This window comes from Amycolatopsis heterodermiae, from assembly GCF_034929455.1.
GTDB lineage: Bacteria > Actinomycetota > Actinomycetes > Mycobacteriales > Pseudonocardiaceae > Amycolatopsis > Amycolatopsis heterodermiae.
In genome coordinates, this window is record NZ_JAYFSI010000008.1 from 301,858 (window position 1) to 324,502 (window position 22,645).

1 protein-coding gene is annotated in these 22,645 nt (G+C 74.8%); it reads right to left on the reverse strand.

Annotated features, from left to right (window positions below):
- Positions 1-63: 63 nt before the first annotated feature.
- Positions 64-22,620, reverse strand: coding sequence for a type I polyketide synthase (locus VA596_RS31685; protein ID WP_323331873.1), 22,557 nt, complete (start codon positions 22,618-22,620; stop codon positions 64-66).
- Positions 22,621-22,645 lie beyond the last annotated feature (25 nt).

Consider the following 22,645-nt stretch of genomic DNA (forward strand, 5'->3'; position numbering starts at 1 on the left):
CAGTTTTTCTTCGGTCGCCATGTCAGGCCTGCCCCTCATTCCCCAGTGGACGGTTCGTGCCCGTCATGACATCCCCAGCTCGTTGTCGATGAATTCGAGGAGTTCGTCCGCGCTCGCGTCGCTCAGCTGCTGCGCGGCGGTCACCTTCGGCTCGGCGGCGCGGCGGTCGTTCCAGCGCGCCAGCACCGCCTGCAGCCGGGCGGCGACCGCGCCGTGCAGATCGTCCACACCAGACGGGACGTCGGCCGTGGCCAGCGCCGTCTCCAGCCGTTCCAGCTCGTCCAGCAGCGACGAGCCCGCGTCCGGAGCCAGTCCGTCCAGCAGGTGCGCGGCCAGCGCCGCCGGTGTCGGGTAGTCGAAGACCAGCGTGGCCGGCAGCCGCAGCCCGGAGGCCGTGGCGAGCCGGTCGCGCAGCTCGACCGCGGTCAGCGAGTCGAAGCCGAGCTCGCGGAACGCCCGGTTCGGGCCGACCTGCTCGACGCCGTCGGTGTGGCCGAGCACAGCCGCGGCTTCCCGCCGGATCGCGCCGGTGAGCGCGTCCTGCCGCTCGGACGCCGGGGCGTCGGCCAGCAAGCGACTGAAAGCGGTTTCGCCGGCCGCGACCGGTTCTTCGGCCGGCGCCATGGCTTTCGCCGCCTCCGGCACGCCGGTCAGCAGCGGGCGCGCCCGGCTCACCGAGAACGCCGGGGCGAACCGCGCCCAGTCGACGTCGGCCACGGTGAGCTGCGCGTCGCCGTCCGCGAGGGCCTGGCCGAGCGCGGTGATCGCCGCGTCCGGCGCGATCGCGGGCAGGCCGCGACGGCGGAGGTGCTCCTCCGGCGCGCCCTGCGCCATACCGCCGTCGGCCCACGGGCCCCACGAGACCGCGGTGGCCGCCAGGCCCCGGGCGTGCCGCGACACGGCGAGCGCGTCGAGGCTCGCGTTGGCCGCCGCGTAGGCCGGCTGGCCGCCGCTGCCCCAGATCCCGGAGATCGAGGAGAACAGCACGAACGCGTCGAGCGGGGTGTCGCCGAGCAGCTCGTCCAGGTGCCGCGCGCCGGCCACCTTCCCGGCCAGGACCTGCGCGAACAGCGCGGGCGTGACCTCGGGCAACGGCACCGGGACGTCCAGCCCGGCGGCGTGCACGACGGCGTTAGGCGGGTACTCGGCGACCAGCCTCGCCACGGCGTCGCGGTCGGCGACGTCGCAGGCGACCACGCTCACCCGGGCGCCCAGCTCGGTGAGCCCGGCGGTCAGTTCGGCCGCGCCGGGGGCGTCCGCACCCCGGCGGCTGGTCAGGACCAGGTGCTCCGCGCCGCTCTTCGCCAGCCACAGCGCGACCCGGGCGCCGAGCGCGCCGGTGCCGCCGGTGACGAGCACCGTGCCGCGCGGGGTCCAGGTGCCGGTGCCGGTGCGCGGCCGCCGTTCCAGCCGGCGGGCCAGCGTCCCGGACGGCCGGATCACGACCTGGTCCTCGCCGTCGCGGTCACCCGCGAGCACCGCGGCCAGGCGGGTCGCGGCGCGCTCGTCGAACCGCTCCGGCAGGTCGACCAGGCCACCCCAGCGCTGCGGGTACTCCAGCGCGACGACCCGGCCGAGGCCCCAGACCTGCGCCGGTTCCGGCCGGTCGACGCCGTCGCGGGTGACGATCCACAAGGGAGCGTCGAGCCCGATTTCGGCCAGGGCCTGGACCAGCGTGACCGTGCCGGCCACCGCCGTGGGCAGCACCGGGTGGTCCGGGTGCGCGCCCTCGGCGGTGCCGAGCAGCGAGAGCACCCCGGCGAAGTCGTGCCCGGCGGTGGCGAGCAGCAGCTGGTCGGCGAACGCCGCGTTCGGGTCGACGTCGACGCTGACGACCTTCGCGCCGTGCTTCTCCAGCGCGTCGGCGACCGAGGTGGTGCCCTCGCCGACGACCAGCCACGTCCCCTTCAGGACCGGCGAGGCGGTGGTCTCGAAGGGAACCCAGCGGACACCGTAGCGCCAGGAGTCCACCTTGGACTGTTCCTGACGGCCCTCGTGCCATTCCGACAACGCGGGCAGCGCCTCTTCCAGCGCGTGCGCGGGGAAGCCCGGCAGCGTCGACAGGTCACCCTGCCGCACGGCCGTCCAGAACTCGTCGTCGCCGGTGGACGCCTTCTCCGGAACGGGCGCGGCCGTCGGCCAGAAACGGGCGTGCTGGAACGGGTAGGTCGGCAGGTCGACGCGGCGCGGCGTGGTGCCGGCGAAGACGACGTCCCAGTCCGGGGCGAACCCGCGGACGTAGAGCCGGGCCAGGGCCGCGGCGAACGCGTCGGCCTCGGGCCGGTCGCCGCGCAGGGCCGGGGTCACGACCGGGTCCTCGGTCACGCCGGTGAACGACTCGGCGGCCATCGCGCTGAGCACGCCGTCCGGGCCGATCTCGGCGAACGTCGTCGCGCCGGCCGTCTCCAGGGTGCGGACGGCGTCCGCGAAGCGCACGGCCTCGCGGACCTGGCCGACCCAGTAGTCGGCGCCGAGTTCGGTCGCCGGTTCGCCGGTCACCGTGGACACCAGCGGGATCCGCGGCGGCGCGTAGGTGACGCGTTCGGCGACGGCCCGGAACTCCGCCAGCATCGGGTCCATCCGCGGCGAGTGGAAGGCGTGGCTGACGGTGAGCCGCCGGGTCTTGCGCCCGGTGGCCCCGAACCCGGCGGCCAGGTCCAGCACCGCCTGCTCGTCGCCGGACACGACCGTCGCTTGTGGACCATTGACCGCGGCGATCGCGACGCCGTCGGTGAGCAGCGGGACGACTTCGTCCTCGGACGCCTGGATCGCGACCATCGCGCCGCCGGTGGGCAGGGCCTGCATCAGGCGGCCCCGGGCCGCCACCATCGCCGCCGCGTCGGCGAGGTCGAACACCCCGGCGACGTGCGCGGCGGCCAGTTCGCCGATGGAGTGCCCGGCGACGAAGCCCGGCGTCACGCCGAAGCTCTCGAGGAGCCGGTACAGCGCGACTTCGAGGGCGAACACCGCGGGCTGGGTGTAGCCGGTGTTGTCGAGCAGCGCGGCTTCGTCCGAACCGGGCGCGGCGAACACGATCGTCCGCAGTGGATGGTCCAGGTGCTGGTCGAGGTGAGCGCAGACGGCGTCGAACGCGGTCGCGAACGCGGGGTGCGCCGCGTACAGCTCGCGGCCCATCCCGGCGCGCTGCGCGCCCTGCCCGGTGAACAGGAACGCCAGCGAACCGTGGCCGACCGTGCCCTCGACCAGGCCGGGCGCGGACGCACCGGCGGCGAGCGCGGTCAGCGCGGCGAGCCGCGCCTCCTGGTCGGCCGCGACGATCATCGCGCGGTGCTCGTGCGCGCCGCGCCGGGTGGCGAGGGCGTGCGCGAGGTCCAGCGGATCGACGTCGGCGACCAGTTCGGCAGCCCTGGCTCGCAGCGCGGGGGCACTGCGAGCGGACAGCACCCAGGGCATGAGCGCCGGCCGCGTCTCCGAGGCAGTGGCCGCGGGGGTTTCGGGGGCCTGTTCGAGGATGACGTGGGCGTTGGTGCCGCTCATGCCGAACGACGAGATGCCGGCGCGCCGCGGGCGGTCCACCGACGGCCACTCGCGTGCCTCGGTCAGCAGCTCGACCGCGCCCTCGGTCCAGTCCACCTTCGACGACGGCTCGTCAACGTGCAGCGTCTTCGGCAGAAGACCGTGCTGCATCGCCTGGACCATCTTGATGATCCCGCCGACACCCGCAGCCGCCTGAGTGTGCCCGATGTTGGACTTGAGCGAGCCCAGCAGCAGAGGCGTCTCACGGTCCTGGCCGTAGGTCGCCAGCAATGCCTGTGCCTCGATCGGGTCGCCCAGCGTCGTGCCGGTGCCGTGGCCCTCGACCGCGTCGACATCCGAAGTGGACAGACCGGCACTGGTCAACGCCTGCCGGATCACCCGCTGCTGCGCAGGACCGTTCGGCGCGGTCAGGCCGTTGGACGCGCCGTCCTGGTTGATCGCACTCCCCCGGACGATCGCCAGCACCGGATGACCGTTGCGCTGCGCGTCCGACAACCGCTCCAGGAGCAGCATGCCGACGCCCTCACCCCAGCCGGTGCCGTCGGCGGCCTCGGCGAACGCCTTGCAACGGCCGTCCGAGGACAGCGCGCGCTGGCGGGAGAACTCGATGAACGTGCCCGGGGTCGCCATGACCAGGACACCACCGGCGAGCGCGAGTTCGCACTCGCCCTGCCGCAGCGCCTGGGCCGCGAGGTGCACCGCGACCAGCGACGACGAGCACGCCGTGTCGACCGTCAGCGCCGGGCCTTCCAGGCCGAACGTGTAGGACAGCCGGCCGGAGACGACGCTCGCCGCGTTGCTGGTGGCGACGTACCCCTCGGTGTTCTCCGCCGCGCCGAACAGCAGCGCCGCGTAGTCCTGGCTGTTGGTGCCGGCGAACACGCCGGTCCGGCTGCCGCGGAAGGCCTCCGGCGGGATGCCCGCGCGCTCGAACGCCTCCCACGACGTCTCCAGCAGCAGCCGCTGCTGCGGGTCCATGGCGAGCGCTTCCCGCGGGCTGATCCCGAAGAACGCCGGGTCGAAGTCCGCCGCGCCGTTCAGGAAGCCGCCTTCCTTGGCGTAGCTCGTGCCGGGCGCCTCCTGGCTCGGGTCGTACAGCGCGCCCAGGTCCCAGCCGCGGTCGGCGGGGAACTCGCTCACCGCGTCGACCCCGTCGGCGACCAGGTGCCAGAGGTCTTCCGGCGACCGCACGCCACCCGGGTAACGGCAGCTCATCGCCACGATGGCGATCGGGTCGTCGTCCACGGTGGACACGGTCTCGACCGCGGCGGCCACCGTTTCCCCGACCAGTTCCGCCCGCAGGCTCGCGGCCAGCGCGGTGGTGTTCGGGTGGTCGAAGACGAGGGTCGCGGGCAGCCGGACGCCGGTCGCGGCGGTGAGCCGGTTGCGCAGTTCGACGGCGGTCAGCGAGTCGAAGCCGAGGTCCTTGAACGCCCGGCCGGGCTCGATCGCCGCGGCGCCGTCGTGTCCGAGCACCGCGGCCGCTTCAGCCCGGACCAGCGCGACGAGCGTCCGGTCCTGTTCGGCGCGGCCCATCCCGGCCAGCCGGGTGCGAAAGGTGTCGTCGCCGGTCACCGGCCCGGCCTCGGCCGCGACGAGAGCGGCCCGGGCCTCGGGCACGCCGTCGAGCAGCGGACGCGGGCGGACCGAGGCGAACGACGGCGCGAACCGCGTCCAGTCCACATCGGCCACGACGACGGCCGGCTCCTGGTTCACCGCCTGGGCGAGCGCGGCGATCGCCGCCTCCGGCCGCATCGGCGTGACACCACGGCGACGCAGGTGCGAGGTCGCGTCACCGCGTGAGGCCATGCCCCCACCGGCCCACGGCCCCCAGGCGACGGCCGTGGCCGGCACCCCACGGTCGCGGCGCGACTGGGCGAGCGCGTCCAGGTAGGCGTTGGCGGCCGAGTAGGCGGCCTGCCCACCCGCACCCCAGACGCCGGAGATGGAGGAGAAGAGGACGAACGCGTCGACGTCCCCGGCGAGGCTGTCCAGGTGGGCCGCCCCGAGCACCTTCGCCGACAGCACGCCGGCGAACGCCTCGGTGTCCACAGTGGTCAGGTCGGTCGGCAGGTCGACCCCCGCGGTGTGCACCACGGCGTCCACCGGGTACTCGGCGAGCAGCGCGGTGACGGCGTCGCGATCGGCGACATCACAAGCGGCGATAACGACGTCCACACCGGACTCGGCGAGTTCGTCACGCAGCTGTCCGGCGCCCGGCGCGTCGAGGCCCCGGCGGCTGGTGAGGACCAGCCGCTCGGCGCCGCTTTGAGCCGCCCAGCGGGCGACCTCCGCGCCCAGGGCGCCGGTGCCGCCGGTGACCAGGACGGTGCCGCGCGGGGTCCACGACGTGGTGACCGGACGCGGGGCCCGGACGAGGCGGCGCACGTAGACGCCGGAGCCGCGGACGGCGACCTGGTCCTCGCTGCCGCCGGTGAGGATCGCGGTGAGGCGGGCGCCGGTGCGCTCGTCGAAGTCCTCGGGCAGGTCGATCAGGCCACCCCAGCGCTGGGGCAGTTCGAGCGCGGCGACGCGGCCGAGGCCCCAGACCATCGCCTGGGTGGCGTTGCGCAGCCGGTCGGCCCGGCCGGTCGACACAGCGCCGCTGGTCAGCACCCACAGCGGGGCGTCGACGCCGGCCTGGATCGCGGTCAGCGCGGCTTTCACACTGCCCGGCATCGCGAGGTCGCCGTCGTCCTCGGTGAGCCCGGCCAGGACACCCGCCACCTCGCCGACGTCGGTGAGTTGCGCGGCGAGGGTGTCGTCCAGGGTGATCCGGACGACGTCCGCGCCGGCCCTGGTCACGGCGTCGGCCACGGCCGGGTCGCCGTCGGACACCAGCCAGGTGCCGGACAGCGTGGGCTCGCCGAGGTCGGTCCAGGGCTGCCAGGTCGTCCGGTAGCGCCAGCCGTCCACTGTGGACTCGGTGTGCTGCTGCCGCCGCCAGGCCGACAGCGCGGGCAGGACCTCGCTGAACGGCTCGTCGCCGGTGAGCGCGAGGGTTCCGGTGAGGCGGCCGAGGTCGGCGTTCTCGACCGCGGTCCAGAACGCGCGCTCGGCTTCGGTCCCGGCCACCGGCGCGGCCGGGGCCGCGGCCTCGGGCCAGAAGCGGCGGCGCTGGAACGCGTAGGTCGGCAGGTCGACGTGGGCACCACGGCCACCGGCCACGGCCGTCCAGTCCGGCGAAACGCCGTGGACGTGCGCGGTGGCGACGGCCGCGACGAGCGTGTCCTCCTCGGGACGGTCACCCCGCAGCACCGGGGCGAACACCCCGCCGGCCACGCAGTCCTGGGCGAGCGCGGTGAGGACGCCGTCCGGGCCCAGCTCGAGGAACGTCGTGACCCCGGCCGCTTCGAGGGTCCGCATGCCGTCGACGAACCGGACGGCCTCGCGGACGTGCCGGACCCAGTACTCCGGGTCGGTCACCTCGCCGGCCACGATCGGGATCCGCGGCGGGGCGAACGTCAGGGACCGGGCGACCGCGCGGAACTCGTCCAGCATCGGGTCCATCAGGGGCGAGTGGAACGCGTGGCTCACGGTCAGCCGCTTGGTCTTGCGGTCCGCGAACCGCGCGGCCACGGCCAGCACTTCGGCCTCGTCACCCGAGATCACGGTCGAGGCCGGGCCGTTCAGCGCGGCGATCGCCACCCGGTCCGACAGGCAGGGCGTGACCTCGTCCTCGGTCGCCTGGATCGCGACCATCGCCCCGCCGGACGGCAGGGCCTGCATCAGGCGACCCCGCGCGGCGACCAGCGTGACGGCGTCGGCCAGCGAGAGGACCCCGGCGACGTGCGCCGCGGCCAGCTCGCCGATCGAGTGGCCGGCCAGGAAGTCCGGCCGCAGGCCCCAGTGCTCCAGCAACCGGAACAGGGCGACCTCGACCGCGAACAGCGCGGCCTGGGTGTAGGCGGTCTGGTCGAGCAGAGCGGAGTCCTCGAAGACAACCGTCCGGAGTGGACGGTCCAAGTGGGAGTCGAATTCCGCGCACACCGCGTCCAGCGCGTCGGCGAAAACGGGGAACGCCGTGTACAGCTCGCGGCCCATCCCGGCGCGCTGACTGCCCTGGCCGGTGAACAGGAATGCCAGCCGGCCGCCGGACGCCGTGCCGGTCACCGTCGAGAGCCCGGCCTCACCGCGGCCGAGGGCGCCGAGCGCGGCGTGCAGCTCGTCCCTGCCCGTGGCCAGGAGCGCGGCCCGGGCGGGCAGCGCGGCCCGGCTGGTCGCCGACGCGACGGCCAGCTCGGCCGGTGTGACCTGCGGAGCAGCATCCCAGTGTGCGAGCAGCCGGCGAGCCTGAGCCCGGACGGCCTCGGCGTCGGTCCCCGACACCAGCAGCGGCACCCGGCCGACCGGCTGAGCGTCCGCCGTGAAGTCCGGGGCCTGCTCGATCACCGCGTGCGCATTGGTCCCGCTCATCCCGAACGACGACACCGCCGCGCGCCGCGGCCGGTCCACCACAGGCCAGTCGTGTGCCTCGGTCAGCAGCGAAACCGCGCCCGCGGTCCAGTCGACGTGCGGGGACGGCTCGTCGACGTGCAGGGTCTTCGGCAGCACGCCGTGCTGCATCGCCTGGACCATCTTGATGATCCCGCCGACCCCCGCCGCGGCCTGCGTGTGGCCGATGTTGGACTTCAGCGAGCCCAGGAACAGCGGCTCGACGCGGTCCTGCCCGTAGGTCGCGAGCACCGCCTGGGCCTCGATCGGGTCGCCCAGCACCGTGCCGGTGCCGTGCGCCTCCACCGCGTCGACGTCCGAAGTGGACAGGCCGGCGTTGGCCAGTGCCTGCCGGATGACGCGCTGCTGGGCCGGGCCGCTGGGGGCGGTGAGGCCGTTGGACGCGCCGTCCTGGTTGATCGCCGTGCCGCGGACCAGGGCGAGCACCGGGTGGCCGTGGCGGCGTGCGTCGGACAGCCGCTCCAGCAGCAGCATCCCGGCGCCCTCGCCCCAGCCCGTGCCGTCGGCGGCCGCGGCGAACGCCTTGCAACGGCCGTCCGGCGCGAGGCCGCGCTGGCGCGAGAACTCGACGAACGTGCCCGGCGTGGCCATCACCAGGGCGCCGCCGGCAAGGGCCAGCGAGCACTCGCCGTTGCGCAGGGCCTGCGCCGCGAGGTGCAGCGCCACCAGCGAAGACGAGCACGCGGTGTCCACGGTGACGGCCGGGCCTTCGAGCCCGAAGGTGTAGGCGAGCCGGCCGGAGACGACGCTGGCGGAGTTGCCGGTCGCGACGTGCCCCTCGGCGCCCTGCGGCGCGGTCATCAGCAGCGCCGCGTAGTCCTGGCTGTTGGTGCCGGCGAACACGCCGACCTCGGTGCCGCGCACGGACTTCGGGTCGATCCCGGCACGTTCGAACGCCTCCCAGGTGATCTCCAGCAGCAGCCGCTGCTGCGGGTCCATGCCGAGCGCTTCCCGCGGCGAAATGCCGAAGAAACCGGCGTCGAACTCGGCCGCGTCGTGCAGGAAGCCGCCTTCGCGGGCGTAGGACGTGCCCTCGCTCTCGGGGTCCGGGTCGTACAGCGCGTCGAGGTCCCAGCCGCGGTCGGCGGGCATCTCGGACACGGCGTCACGGCCCTCGGCCACCAGCCGCCAGAGGTCCTCCGGCGAGCGGACGCCCCCGGGGTACCGGCAGCTCATGGCCACGATCGCGATCGGGTCGTCGGCGTCGCGCACGGTGCTGACCGCGGCCCGCGCGACGACCTCGCCGCCGAGCAGCTGCGTCGCGAGGTGCGTGGCGAGCACGGACGGCGTCGGGTGGTCGAACACGAGCGTCGCGGGCAGGCGCAGGCCGGTCGCGGTGCCCAGGGCGTTGCGCAGCTCGACCGCGGTGAGCGAATCGAAGCCCAGCTCGCGGAACGCCTTTCCCGGTTCGACCTCGCTGACACCCGAGTGGCCGAGCACCGCCGCCGCGTGCGTGCGCACCAGGTCCAGCAGCACCCGCTCGCGCTCGGCGCCGGCCAGCCCGGCCAGCTGCCGGGCGAACTCGGACGTCTCGGCGGTCTCCTCGTCACCGGCCAGCGCGGCGGCGACCTCGGGGATCGTGTCGAGCAGCGGACGCGGGCGGGCCGCGGCGAACGATGGCGCGAACCGCGCCCAGTCCACGTCGGCCACGACCAGCGCGGTTTCACCGGCGCCGACGGCGCTGGCCAGCGCGCGGACCGCGAGCGTCGCGGACATCGGCTCGAGACCGCGGCGGCGGAGCTGGTCGGCGGCGTCGCCGCGCGAGGCCATGCCCCCGCCGTCCCACGGGCCCCACGCGACGGCGGTCGCCGTCAGGCCGCGGTCACGGCGGGTCTGCGCCAGCGCGTCGAGGTAGGCGTTGGCGGCCGAGTACGCGCCCTGACCACCGGAACCCCAGGTCCCGGAGATCGAGGCGAACAGGACGAACGCGTCGAGAGCGGTCTCGCCGAGTACGGCGTCGAGGTTCGCCGCGCCGGCGACCTTGGCGGCCAGGACGTCGGCGAACTCGCCCGCGTCGCCGTCGGCCAGAGGCGTCGGGCGGTCGACGCCGGCGGCGTGCACCACGGCGTCGACCGGGTACTCAGCGATCAGGGCGGCGACGGCGTCGCGGTCGGTGACGTCGCAGGCGGCGATCACGACGTCGACGCCGAGTTCGTCACGCAGGGCTTCGGCGCCCGGCGCGGCGAGCCCGGAACGGCTGGTCAGGACGAGCCGTTCCGCGCCGTTTTCCGCAGCCCAGCGGGCCACCTGCGCACCCAGCGCGCCGGTGCCGCCGGTGACGAGCACGGTGCCCCGCGGCGTCCAGACGTCCTTTGTGGACCTTTCGGCGCGAACCAGCCGTCGTACGTGGACACCCGAGCCGCGGACCGCGACCTGGTCCTCGGGGCCGGCCAGCACCCCGGCGAGCCGGGCACCGGCCCGCTCGTCGAGCACCTCCGGCAGGTCGACGAGCCCGCCCCAGCGCTGCGGCAGCTCGAGGCCGGCCACGCGGCCCAGGCCCCACGCGGCGGCCTGGCCGGCGGCGCGGACCCGGTCGGCGCGCCCGGTGGAGACGGCGCCTTCGGTCGCCACCCACAGGGGTGCGGCGACGTCGGCGTCACCCAGCGCCCGCAGCACGTCGAGCAGCTGCGCGGACGCGGTGGCCGGGTCGTCGGCCGTGACCAGCGAAAGCACCCCGGTGATCTCACGTTCCCAGACGGCACCGGCGATCTCGACGGCCAGCGCCTCGCGGGCCGCGGGCTCGACGACGACGGTGTCCGCGCCGTAACGGGTCAGCACCCCGGCCAGCGGGTGTCCGGCGGGAGCCAGCAGCAGCCAGGTGCCGGACAGCACCGGCGCGGGCAGGTCGGTCAGCGGCTGCCAGGTGATCCGGTAGCGCCAGGAGTCCACAGTGGACGTCTCCTGGCCGGACCGGCGCCAGTTCGCCAGCGCGGGCAGCAGCGTCTCGGCGTCGTGCTCGGTGATGGCCAGGGTCTCGGCGAGCGAGGCGACGTCGTCGGCTTCGACGACGCTCCAGAACTCGGCATCGCCCGAGGTGGCTTCGAAACCGTTGGGCAGCTCGACTTCCGGCCAGTAGCGGCGGTTCTGGAAGGCGTAGGTGGGCAGGTCGATCCGGCGGGCGCCGGCCAGGACGGTGCCCCAGTCCGGGACGTGCCCGCGGACGTGCGCCTGGCCGAGGGCGTGGGCGAACGCCTGCTCCTCGGACCGGCCGCTCCGCAGGACGGGGGCGAAGACGGCGTCGGCGACGCAGTCCTGGCCCAACGCGGACAGCACGCCGTCCGGCCCCAGCTCGAGGTACGTCGTGACGCCGGCCGCCTCCAGGGCGCGCATGGCGTCGGCGAACCGGACGGCCTCGCGGACGTGCCGCACCCAGTACCCGGGATCGGTGACGTCGCCGGCGAGGATCGGGATCTTCGGCTCGGTGTAGGTCAGGGTTTCGGCGACCGCGCGGAACTCGTCCAGCATCGGGTCCATCAGCGGTGAGTGGAACGCGTGGCTCACCGTGAGCCGCTTGGTCTTGCGGTCCGCGAACTGCGCCACGACCGCCAGCACCGCGTCTTCGTCACCCGAGAGCACGGTCGACGCCGGGCCGTTCAGGGCGGCGATGCTCACGCGCCCGGTCAGGTGCGGGGTGACCTCGTCCTCGGTCGCCTGGATCGCGACCATCGCGCCACCCTCGGGCAGCGCCTGCATGAGACGCGCCCGCGCGGCGACCAGCGTCACCGCGTCCGCCAGCGACAGAACCCCGGCGACGTGCGCTGCCGCCAGCTCGCCGACCGAGTGGCCCGCGAGGAAGTCGGGCCGGAGACCGTAGTGCTCCACCAGCCGGAACAGGGCGACCTCGAGCGCGAACAGCGCGGCCTGGGTGTAGGCCGTTTGGTCCAGCAGCGCGGAGTCTTCGAAGAGGACGGTCCGCAGTGGACGGTCCAAGTGGGTGTCGAATTCGGCGCAGACCGCGTCCAGCGCGTCGGCGAAGACCGGGTGCGCCGAGTACAGCTCACGGCCCATCCCGGCCCGCTGGCTGCCCTGGCCGGTGAACAGGAACGCCAGCCGGCCTTCCCCGGCGACGCCGGTCAGGGCCGACGGTTCGCCCGCGGCCAGAGCGGCGAGCCCGGCCAGCAGCGTCTCGCGGTCGGTGCCGAGCACGGCCGCGCGGTGCGGCTGCCGGGACCGGGTCGTGGCCAGCGAATACGCGACGTCCGCCGGTTCCCAGCCGTCGGTGTCCAGGTGCGTCAGCAGCCGGGTGGCCTGCTCGCGCAGGGCCTCGGCGGTGTGCGCGGACAGCGTCCACGGCGCCATCGGCACGGGGACGGCGAGTGCCTGGTCGGCGGGCGGCGCCTCCTCCAGGACCACGTGCGCGTTGGTGCCACTCATGCCGAACGACGACACGGCGGCGCGGCGCGCGCGTCCCACCTCGGGCCACGGGCGGGCCTCGGTGACCAGCTCGACCGCCCCGGCCGTCCAGTCCACCTGGGACGACGGCGCGTCGACGTGCAGCGTCTTCGGCACGGTGCCGTGCCGCATCGCCAGGATCATCTTCATCATCCCGGCGACACCGGCGGCGGCCTGGGTGTGCCCGATGTTGGACTTCAGGGAGCCCAGCAGCAGCGGCTCGCCGTCGCGGTCACGGCCGTAGGTGGCCAGCACGGCCTGCGCTTCGATCGGGTCGCCCAGCGTGGTGCCGGTGCCGTGCGCCTCGACGACGTCGACGTCCGAAGTGGACAGTCCGGCGGCCGCGAGGGCCTGGCGGATCACGCGTTGCTGGGCCGGACCATTGGGCGCGGTCAGGCCGTTGGACGCGCCATCGGAGTTGATCGCCGAGCCGCGCAGCACCGCGAGGACGGGGTGCCCGTTGCGACGGGCGTCGGAAAGCCTTTCCAGCAGCAGCATTCCGGCGCCTTCACCCCAGCCGGTGCCGTCGGCCGCGTCGGCGAACGCCTTGCAGCGGCCGTCCGCGGCCAGGCCGCGCTGGCGCGAGAACTCGATGAACGTGCCGGGGGTGGCCATCACCAGCGCGCCGCCGGCCAGCGCGAGCGAGCACTCGCCGGCTCGCAGCGCCTGCGCGGCCCAGTGCACCGCGACCAGCGAAGACGAGCACGCGGTGTCGATCGTCGCGGCCGGGCCCTCCAGCCCGAAGGTGTAGGCGAGCCGGCCGGACACGACGCTCGCGGCGTTGCCGGTGGCGACGTAGCCCTCGGCGTCCTGCCGCGCGACCATCAGCAGGGTCGCGTAGTCCTGGCTGTTCGAGCCGACGAACACGCCGGTCCGGCTGCCCCGCACGGACTCCGCCGGGATGCCGGCCCGTTCGAACGCCTCCCACGACGTCTCCAGCAGCAGCCGCTGCTGCGGGTCCATCGAAAGCGCTTCACGCGGGCTGATGCCGAAGAACGCCGGATCGAAGTCACCCGCGTCGTGCAGGAACCCGCCGGTGCGGGCGTAGGACGTGCCCGGGTGGGCGGGGTCCGGGTGGTAGAGCGCACCGAGGTCCCAGCCGCGGTCGGCGGGGAACTCGGTCACCGCGTCACCGCCGGAGACGACCAGGTCCCAGAGGTCCTCCGGACTGCGCACGCCGCCGGGCAGTCGGCAGCTCATCGCGACGACGACGATCGGGTCGTCGTCGGCGGACGTCGTGGCACCCGGCGGCTCGACTCCGCTGTGGACGGTGCCGAACAGCTCGGTGTCGAGCATCCGGGCCAGTGCCTCGGAGTTCGGGTGGTCGAAGGCCAGCGACGCGGGCAGCCGCAGGCCGGTCGCGGTGGCCAGCCGGGTGCGCAGGTCGACCGCGGTGAGCGAGTCGAAGCCGAGGTCGCGGAACGCGCGGGCGGGCGGCACGGCGGCCGGGGCGTCCGGGCCGGTGTGGCCGAGCGCGAGCGCGGCCTCGGCGCGGACGACGTCCAGCAGCGCACGCTGCCGTTCGGCGGCGGCCAGGGGCGCCAGCCGGGCGACCAGCGCCGGCCGGTCCCCCGCAGCCGGGGCCGTGTCCAGGGCGCGGACCTCGGGCAGGTCGCCGATCAGCGGCCGCGGCCGGGCCAGCTGGTAACCCGGCGCGAACCGCGCCCAATCGACGTCGGCGACCACGACGGCGGTGTCGCCGCAGGTCAGGGCGGTGACGGCGAGGTCGGGGGCGAGCGCCGGGAGGCCGCGGCGGCGCAGGTCGGCCTCGGCTTCGGCGCCGACCATGCCACCCTCGGCCCACGGGCCCCAGGCGATCGCCGTCGCGGTGACGCCACGGGCGCGACGCTGCTCGGCGAGCGCGTCGAGGTAGGCGTTGGCGGCGGCGTAGGCGGCCTGGCCGCCACTCCCCCACACGCCCGCGATGGACGAGAACAGCACGAACGCATCGAGTTCGGTGTCCCACAGCAGCTCGTCGAGGTTCGCCGCACCGGCGACCTTGGCCTCGACGACGGCCTCGAGCCCGTCCCGCGTCAGGTCCGCGAGCCGGGCCGGGTCGCCCGCGCCGGCCGCGTGCACCACGGCGTTGACCGGGTGCTCGGCCAGCAGCGCGGCGAGGGCGTCGCGGTCGGCGACGTCGCAGGCCGCGACGACCACGTCCACACCGGACTCGGCGAGTTCGTCACGCAGCTCGGCCGCGCCCGGCGCGTCCAGACCGCGACGGCTGGTCAGCACCAGCCGCTCGGCGCCCTCGGCGGCAAGGTGGCGGGCGACGTGCGCGCCGAGCGCGCCGGTGCCGCCGGTGACCAGCACGGTCCCGCGCGGGGTCCAGGCGGTGGTGGCGGGGGCGGCGTGCGCGAGGCGGCGGCCGAAGACACCGGTGGCGCGGATCGCGACCTGGTCCTCGGTCCCGTCGGCCAGCACCCGGGCGAACCGGGTGGCGGCGCGCTCGTCGAGCGTGGTGTCCAGGTCGATCAGGCCACCGCCGTGCTGCGGGTACTCCAGGCCGACGACGCGACCGAAACCCCAGGTCATCGCCTGGGTAGCGCTGCGCGGCCGGTCGGCGCGGCCGGTGCCGACGGCGCCCGAGGTGACCAGCCACAGCGGGGCGGCAACCTCGTGGGCGGCCAGGGTCTGGACCAGGTCGAGCGTCGCGGCGAGGCCGTCCCGCTCGTCCAGCGAGAGCAGGGAGACGACTCCGGCGACCGGGCCGTCGAGCGCTTCCGGGGTCAGCGGTTCGACCTCGGCGCCGTGCGCGGTGAGGGCGGCGGTGACGCCGAGAGCGTCGGGCCCGGCCAGCAACCAGCGGCCGGACAGCTCCGGGGTCGTGTCCGACGGCACCGGCAGCCAGTCGATCCGGTAGCGCCAGGAGTCCACAGTGGACTTCTCCTGGCCGCGACGGCGGTAGCCGGCGAGCGCGGGCAGGACGTCGGCGAGCGAGCCGGCGGGCAGGTCGAGGGTCGCGGCGAGCGCGTCCGCGTCCCCGGTTTCGACGGCCTGCCAGAACCCGGCGTCTTCGGTGCCCTCGACTTGAGCGATGGCCGGCTCGGGCCAGAACGTCGTGTGCTCGAAGGGGTAGGTGGGCAGGTCGATGCGGCGGACGTCGGCGCCCGCGAACAGGGCCGTCCAGTCGATCTTCGCGCCGTGTGCGTACGCCGTGGCCAGCGCGGTCGCGACGGTGTCGCGCTCCGGGCGGCCGGACCGCAGCAGCGGCGCGAAGGTGCCGTCGGCGACGCAGTCCTGGCCCATCGCGGACAGCACGCCGTCCGGACCCAGCTCCAGGAACGTCGTGACACCGCTGGCTTCGAGGGTCCGCATGCCGTCCGCGAACCGGACGGCGTCGCGGACGTGCCGCACCCAGTGCTCCGGGTCGGTGACGTCACCGGCGACGATCGGGATCCGCGGCGGGGCGAACGTCAGGGACCGGGCGACCGCGCGGAACTCGTCCAGCATCGGGTCCATCAGCGGCGAGTGGAACGCGTGGCTCACGGTCAGGCGCTTGGTCTTGCGGTCCGCGAAGTGCGCGGCGACGGCCAGCACGGCGTCCTCGTCACCGGAGACGACTGTCGCGTTAGGACCGTTGAGCGCGGCGATGCTCACGCGCTCGGTGAGGTGCGGCACGACTTCGTCTTCGGTCGCCTGGATCGCGACCATCGCGCCACCTTCCGGCAGCGCCTGCATCAGGCGTCCCCGCGCGGCGACCAGCGTCACCGCGTCGGCCAGCGACAGCACCCCGGCGACGTGCGCCGCGGCCAGCTCGCCGATCGAGTGGCCGGCCAGGAAGTCCGGCCGCAGGCCCCAGGATTCGACCAGGCGGAACAAAGCCACCTCGACCGCGAACAGCGCAGCCTGGGTGTACGCGGTCTGGTCCAGCAGTTCGGAGTCCTCGAACAAGATCGTCCGCAGTGGACGGTCGAGGTGGGTGTCGAACTCCGCACACACCGCGTCGAGCGCGTCGGCGAAGACCGGGTGGGCGTCGTACAGCTCCCGGCCCATCCCCGCTCGCTGACTGCCCTGGCCGGTGAACAGGAACGCCAGCCCGCCGCCCGCTTCGCCGCGGACGAGCGCGGCGTCGGATCGGTCCTCGGCCAGCGCGCGCAGGCCACGCTCGACGTCTTCGACGGTCTCGCCCGTGACGACCGCGCGGTGTTCGAGCGCCGCCCGTGACGTTGCCAGGGAGAACGCGAGGTCGCCCAGATCGGCGTCGACGGTCAGTGCCGCGGCCTGCGCACGCAGCGCTTCCGGGGTGCGTGCGGACAGCACGATCGGCGCCAGCGAGGGCTGCGCACCGCGGTCCAGAGCCGGCTCGGTGGCCGGGGCCTGCTCGATGATCGTGTGCGCGTTCGTCCCGCCGACGCCGAACGACGAGACGCCGGCGCGGCGCGGACGTCCGGTCTCGGGCCAGGCCCGAGCCTCGGTGAGCAGCTCGACCGCGCCGGACGTCCAGTCCACGTGCGGCGACGGCGCGTCGACGTGCAGCGTGCGCGGCAGGACACCGTGCCGCATCGCGAGGACGGCCTTGATCACGCCGCCGACGCCGGCGGCGGCCTGGGTGTGCCCGATGTTCGACTTCAGCGAGCCCAGCCACAGCGGCTCGCCGTCGCGGTCGCGGCCGTAGGTGGCCAGCAGGGCCTGCGCCTCGATCGGGTCGCCGAGCACCGTGCCGGTGCCGTGCGCCTCCACGGTGTCCACATCGGACGTCGTGAGGCCGGCCGCGCCGAGCGCCTGGCGGATCACGTTCTGCTGAGCCGGGCCGTTGGGTGCGGTGAGGCCGTTGGACGTGCCGTCGGAGTTGACCGCGCTGCCCGCGACGAGCGCGAGCACCGGATGGCCGTTGCGCTGCGCGTCGGAAAGCCGTTCCAGCAGGAGAAGTCCGGCGCCCTCGCCCCAGCCGGTGCCGTCGGCCGCGGCGGCGAAGGACTTGCAGCGGCCGTCGGCGGCGAGGCCGCGCTGGCGGGAGAACTCGGCGAACGCGGTCGGCGTCGTCATCACCGTGACGCCGCCGGCCAGGGCCAGCTCGCACTCGCCGTTACGCAGGGCCTGGGCGGCCAGGTGGAGCGCGACCAGCGACGACGAGCACGCCGTGTCGACGGTCAGCGCGGGCCCTTCGAGGCCGAACGTGTAGGCCAGCCGGCCGGACACGACGGCGGCGGCGTTGCCGGTGGCGAGGTAGCCCTCGCCGGCGTCGCCGGAGCGCATCAGCAGGGCCGCGTAGTCCTGGCCGTTCGAGCCGACGAACACGCCGGACCGGCTGCCGCGCACCGAACGCGGGTTGATGCCCGCGCGCTCGAACGCCTCCCACGCGGTCTCCAGCAGCACGCGCTGCTGCGGGTCCATGGCCAGCGCTTCACGCGGCGAGATGCCGAAGAAGGCCGCGTCGAACCCGCCGACCGCGGGCAGGAACCCGCCTTCGCGGGTGTAGCTGGTGCCCGGGTTGTCCGGGTCGGGGTCGTAAAGCGCGTCGAGGTCCCAGCCGCGGTCGGCCGGGAACGGGCCGATGCCGTCGACGCCGCCCTCGACCAGGCGCCAGAGGTCCTCGGGCGAGGTGACACCGCCGGGGTACCGGCAGCTCATCGCCACGATCGCGATCGGGTCGTCCACAGTGGACGTGCTGACGACGGTGGCGACCGGCGCGTCGCCGATCAGCTCGGCGTGCAGGTGCGCGGCGAGCAGCTCCGGGGTCGGGCAGTCGAACACCAGCGACGCGGGCAGGTTCAGGCCGGTCTCGGTGGCCAGGAGGTCACGCAGCTCGACCGCGGTGAGCGAGTCGAACCCGAGGTCGGCCAGCGGCCGGTCGTCACGGACGTCGGCCACGGAGGTGAACCCGAGCACGGCGGCGATCCCGGCGCGGACGATGCCGACGAGCACGCCGAGAGCGTCCTTTTCGGACGGTTGCGCGGCGAGCCGGGCGCGGAGTTCCACACCGGCGCCGGATTCCGTGCGGGCAGGGCCGCCGGTCAGGGCGGCGACCGCTTCGGGCAGCTCGGCGAGCAGCGGACGCGGGCGGGCCGCGGCGAACCCGGGCGCGAAGGACGCCCAGGTCACGTCGGCGACGGTCACCGTGGTCTCGTCCCCGTCGAGCGCCCCGGCCAGCGCGGCGAGCGCCGGCTCGGCAGCCATCGGCGGCAGGCCGCGGCGGCGCAGCTGCTGCTCGCCGTCACCCTCGACCATGCCGCCCCCGGCCCACGGGCCCCAGGAGATCGCGGTCGCGGCCAGCCCGCGCGAACGACGTTGCTCGGCCAGGGCGTCCAGGTGGGCGTTCGCCGCGGCGTACGCGGCCTGCCCGCCGCTGCCCCAGACCCCGGCGATCGAGGAGAACAGGACGAACGCGTCGACGTCGCCGGCCAGCTCGTCGAGATTGGCTGCGCCGACGACCTTGGCGCGCACCAGCTCTGCGAACCCGGCGAGGGACGTCTCGTGCAGCGGCGCCGATCCGGTCGCGCCGGCGGCGTGGAACACCGACGTCACTGGGTGTTCGGCGAGCAGCGCGGCCAGGGCGTCACGGTCGGCGACGTCGCACGCCGCGACGACGACGTCCACGCCGAGCGCGGTCAGTTCGTCACGCAGCTCGGCCGCGCCCGGGGCGTCCAGGCCACGACGGCCGGTCAGCACCAGGCGTTCCGCACCGGTGGCGGCGAGGCGGCGGGCGACCTGCGCGCCCAGCGCGCCGGTGCCGCCGGTGATCAGCACGGTGCCGCGCGGGGTCCAGGACCGCACCGGCGTCGCCGGGACTCGGACCAGACGGCGGGCGAACACGCCGCTGGCACGCACGGCGACCTGGTCCTCACCGGCGTCGGCGAGCACCGCGGCCAGCCGGGCACCGGCGCGGGCGTCCAGCTCGGCCGGGAGGTCGACGAGCCCGCCCCAGCGGCCGGGCTCCTCCAGCCCGAGCACCCGGCCCAGGCCCCAGACCTGCGCCTGCACCGGCGAGACGGCCCGATCGGCGCGGCCGGTGGCGACCGCCCCGGAGGTGGCGAGCCAGAGGGGCGCGGTGATGCCGAGGGCCTGGATCAGTTCGATCGTGCTGGTCAGGCCCGTGGTAAGGCCAGGGTGGGCGGGGTCGGGGGTTTCGTCGAGGGCGAGGAGGGAGAGGACTCCGGTGAACGATTCGCCGGACAGGTCGGTCGGGTCGGCGAGGCCAGCGGACAGTTCGGTCGGGTCGGCGGGGTCGCCAGCCAGCCCGCTCACACCAGCGAGGCCACTCCCGCCAGTGCGGTTGCCGCGGAGTTCGGTCGGGTCGGCGATCCAGCGGACTCGCGCGCCGTGGGCGGTCAGGGCCTCGACGACGGCGTCACCGAACATCTCCGGCGCCCCGACCACCAGCCAGGTGCCGGACAGTTCGGCGGCCGCGGTCGGCTGGGGTGTCCAGGAGATCCGGTACCGCCAGCCATCCACAGTGGATTCTTCACGGCGGCGGTCGCGCCAGGAGGCCAGGGCGGGCAGGACGTCACCCAGGGACGACGCCAGGTCCGTGTTGCCCGGGTCGAGGGTGGCGGCGAGCGCGGCCGGGTCGCCGGTTTCGACGGCCTGCCAGAACCCGGCGTCCTCGGCGGTGGTGGCCGGCGCGGAACCGCTCGGCTCGATCCAGTAGTGCTCCCGCTGGAACGGGTAGGTCGGCAGCTCGACGCGCCGGGTGCCCTCGAACAGCACCGGCCAGTTCACGGCGACGCCGTGCACGTGGACGGCGGCGAGCGCGGCCAGCGCCGAGCCGGACTCGGGACGGCCGGCCCGCAGCACGGCGGCGAACACCGCATCCGGGCCGGCGGACTCGCGCCCGAGCGCGGACAGCACGCCGTCCGGGCCCAGCTCCAGAAACGTAGTGACGCCCTTCGCGGTGAGCGCGCGCATGCCGTCGGCGAACCGGACGGCCTGGCGGACGTGCCGCACCCAGTACTCCGGGTCGGCCAGCTCGGCCGCGGTGGCCGGGGCGCCGGTGACGTTCGAGACGATCGGGATGACCGGCGCGCTGTACGTCAAGCTCGCCGCGACGGCGCGGAACTCGTCGAGCATGCCGTCCATGCGGGGCGAGTGGAACGCGTGACTCACGGTCAGGCGCTTGGTCTTGCGGCCGGCGAACTGCTCCACGACCGCGAGGACAGCGTCTTCGTCACCGGAGACGACGATCGCCTCGGGACCGTTGACCGCCGCGATGCTCACCCGGTCGGACAGATATTCCGCAACCTCGTCCTCGGTCGCCTGGATCGCGACCATCGCGCCACCCGACGGCAGCGCCTGCATGAGACGGCCGCGCGCGGCGACCAGGGTCACCGCGTCCGCCAGGGACCAGACCCCGGCGACGTGCGCGGCGGCCAGCTCGCCGATCGAGTGGCCGATCAGGAAGTCGGGCGTGACGCCGAGGTGCGCCAGCAGCCGGAACAGCGCCACCTCGAGGGTGAACAGCGCGGCCTGCGTGTACTCGGTCCGGTCGAGCAGACCGGTCTCGTCGAACAGGACCGTCTTGAGTGGACGGTCCAAGTGGGACTCGAAGGCGGCGCAGATCTCGTCCACCGCGGCCGCGAACTCCGGGAACGCGTCGTACAGCTCACGCCCGGCGCCGGCCCGCTGGCTGCCCTGGCCGGTGAACAGGAACGCCAGCCGGCCGCGCACGGCCGTGACCCCGCGGACCAGCCCGGGCGCGGGGGTGTCGCCCGCCAGCGCGGTGAGGCCGGTGAGCAGCGCGTCACGGTCGTCGGCGAGCAGGACGGCGCGGTGCTCCAGCGAGGAGCGGCCCGCGGCGGTCGAGAACGCGACGTCCGCGAGCCGCAGCTCGGGACGGGCGGTCAGGTGGGTGACGAAGTCCCCGGCGAGCGCGCGCAGGGCCTCCGCGCTGCGGGCGGACACCAGCACCGGCAGCGGCGACGGCAGCGGGCGCGGCGGGAGGACGACGACGTCTTCGGTGTCTTCGGAGACCGGTTCAGGTGCCTCCTCCAGGATCGCGTGCGCGTTGGTGCCGCTGATCCCGAACCCGGACACGGCAGCGCGCCGGGGACGTCCGGTCTCCGGCCAGTCACGCTCCGAGGTGAGCAGCTCGACCTCGCCCGAGGCCCAGTCCACGTGCGGGGTCGGCTCGTCGACGTGCAGGGTGCGCGGCATCTTCGCGTGCCGCAACGCTTCGACCAGCTTGATCACGCCGCCGACGCCGGCCGCGGCCTGGGCGTGGCCCAGGTTCGACTTCAGCGAGCCGAGCCACAGCGGCAGCCCCGGCTCGCGCTCCTGGCCGTAGGTGGCGAGCAGCGCCTGCGCCTCGATCGGGTCACCCAGCTTCGTACCGGTGCCGTGCGCCTCGAGCAGGTCGACGTGCGCGGCGGACAGCCGCGCGTTGGCCAGCGCCTGGCGGATGACCCGGCGCTGGGACGGGCCGTGCGGGGCGGTCAGGCCGTTGGACGCACCGTCGGAGTTGACCGCGGTGCCGCGCACGACGGCGAGGACGTCGTGACCGTTGCGGCGAGCGTCGGAAAGCCGTTCCAGCAGCAGGATTCCGGCGCCCTCGGCCCAGCCGGTGCCGTCGGCCGCGCCGGCGAACGCCTTGCAGCGCCCGTCCGGGGAAAGCCCTTGCTGGCTGTCGAAGGCGACGAACGTGCCCTGGTGCGCCATCACGGTCACCCCGCCGGCCAGCGCCATCGAGCACTCGCCGGTGCGCAGCGCGTGCACCGCCAAGTGAAGTGAAACCAACGAAGACGAGCACGCAGTGTCCACAGTGACCGCCGGGCCCTCGAGCCCGAAGGTGTAGGCCAGGCGCCCGGAGACGACGCTGGTCGCGTTGCCGGTGAGCAGGTGTCCCGCGAGCCCGGCCAGCTCCGCGCCGCTGCCCGCGCCGTACTGCGAGGACGCGGCACCGATGAAGACACCGGTGTCCGAGCCGCGGAAGGCGTCCGCCGGGATGCCCGCCCGCTCGAACACCTCCCACGCCACTTCGAGCAGAACCCGCTGCTGCGGGTCGACGGCCAGCGCCTCGCGCGGGCTGATGCCGAAGAACCCGGCGTCGAACTTCGGTGCGTCGTAGAGGAACCCGCCCTGCGGCACCCGCCCGCCGGGGCCGGGCTCGAGCTGCCAGCCGCGGTCGCCGGGGAAGTCCGAGATCGCGTCGCCGCCGGTCGTGACCAGCTCCCACAGGTCCTCCGGGCTGCGCACGCCGCCCGGGAAGCGGCAGCTCATCGCGACGACGGCGATCGGCTCGGTGTCCCGCTCCTCGACGTCGCGCAGCTGCCGGCGGGCGGTGCGCAGGTCGGCCGTGAGCCGCTTCAAGTACTCGAGGTACTTGCTTTCGTCAGGCATTCGAAGTCACCTCGGGGACGCGGGG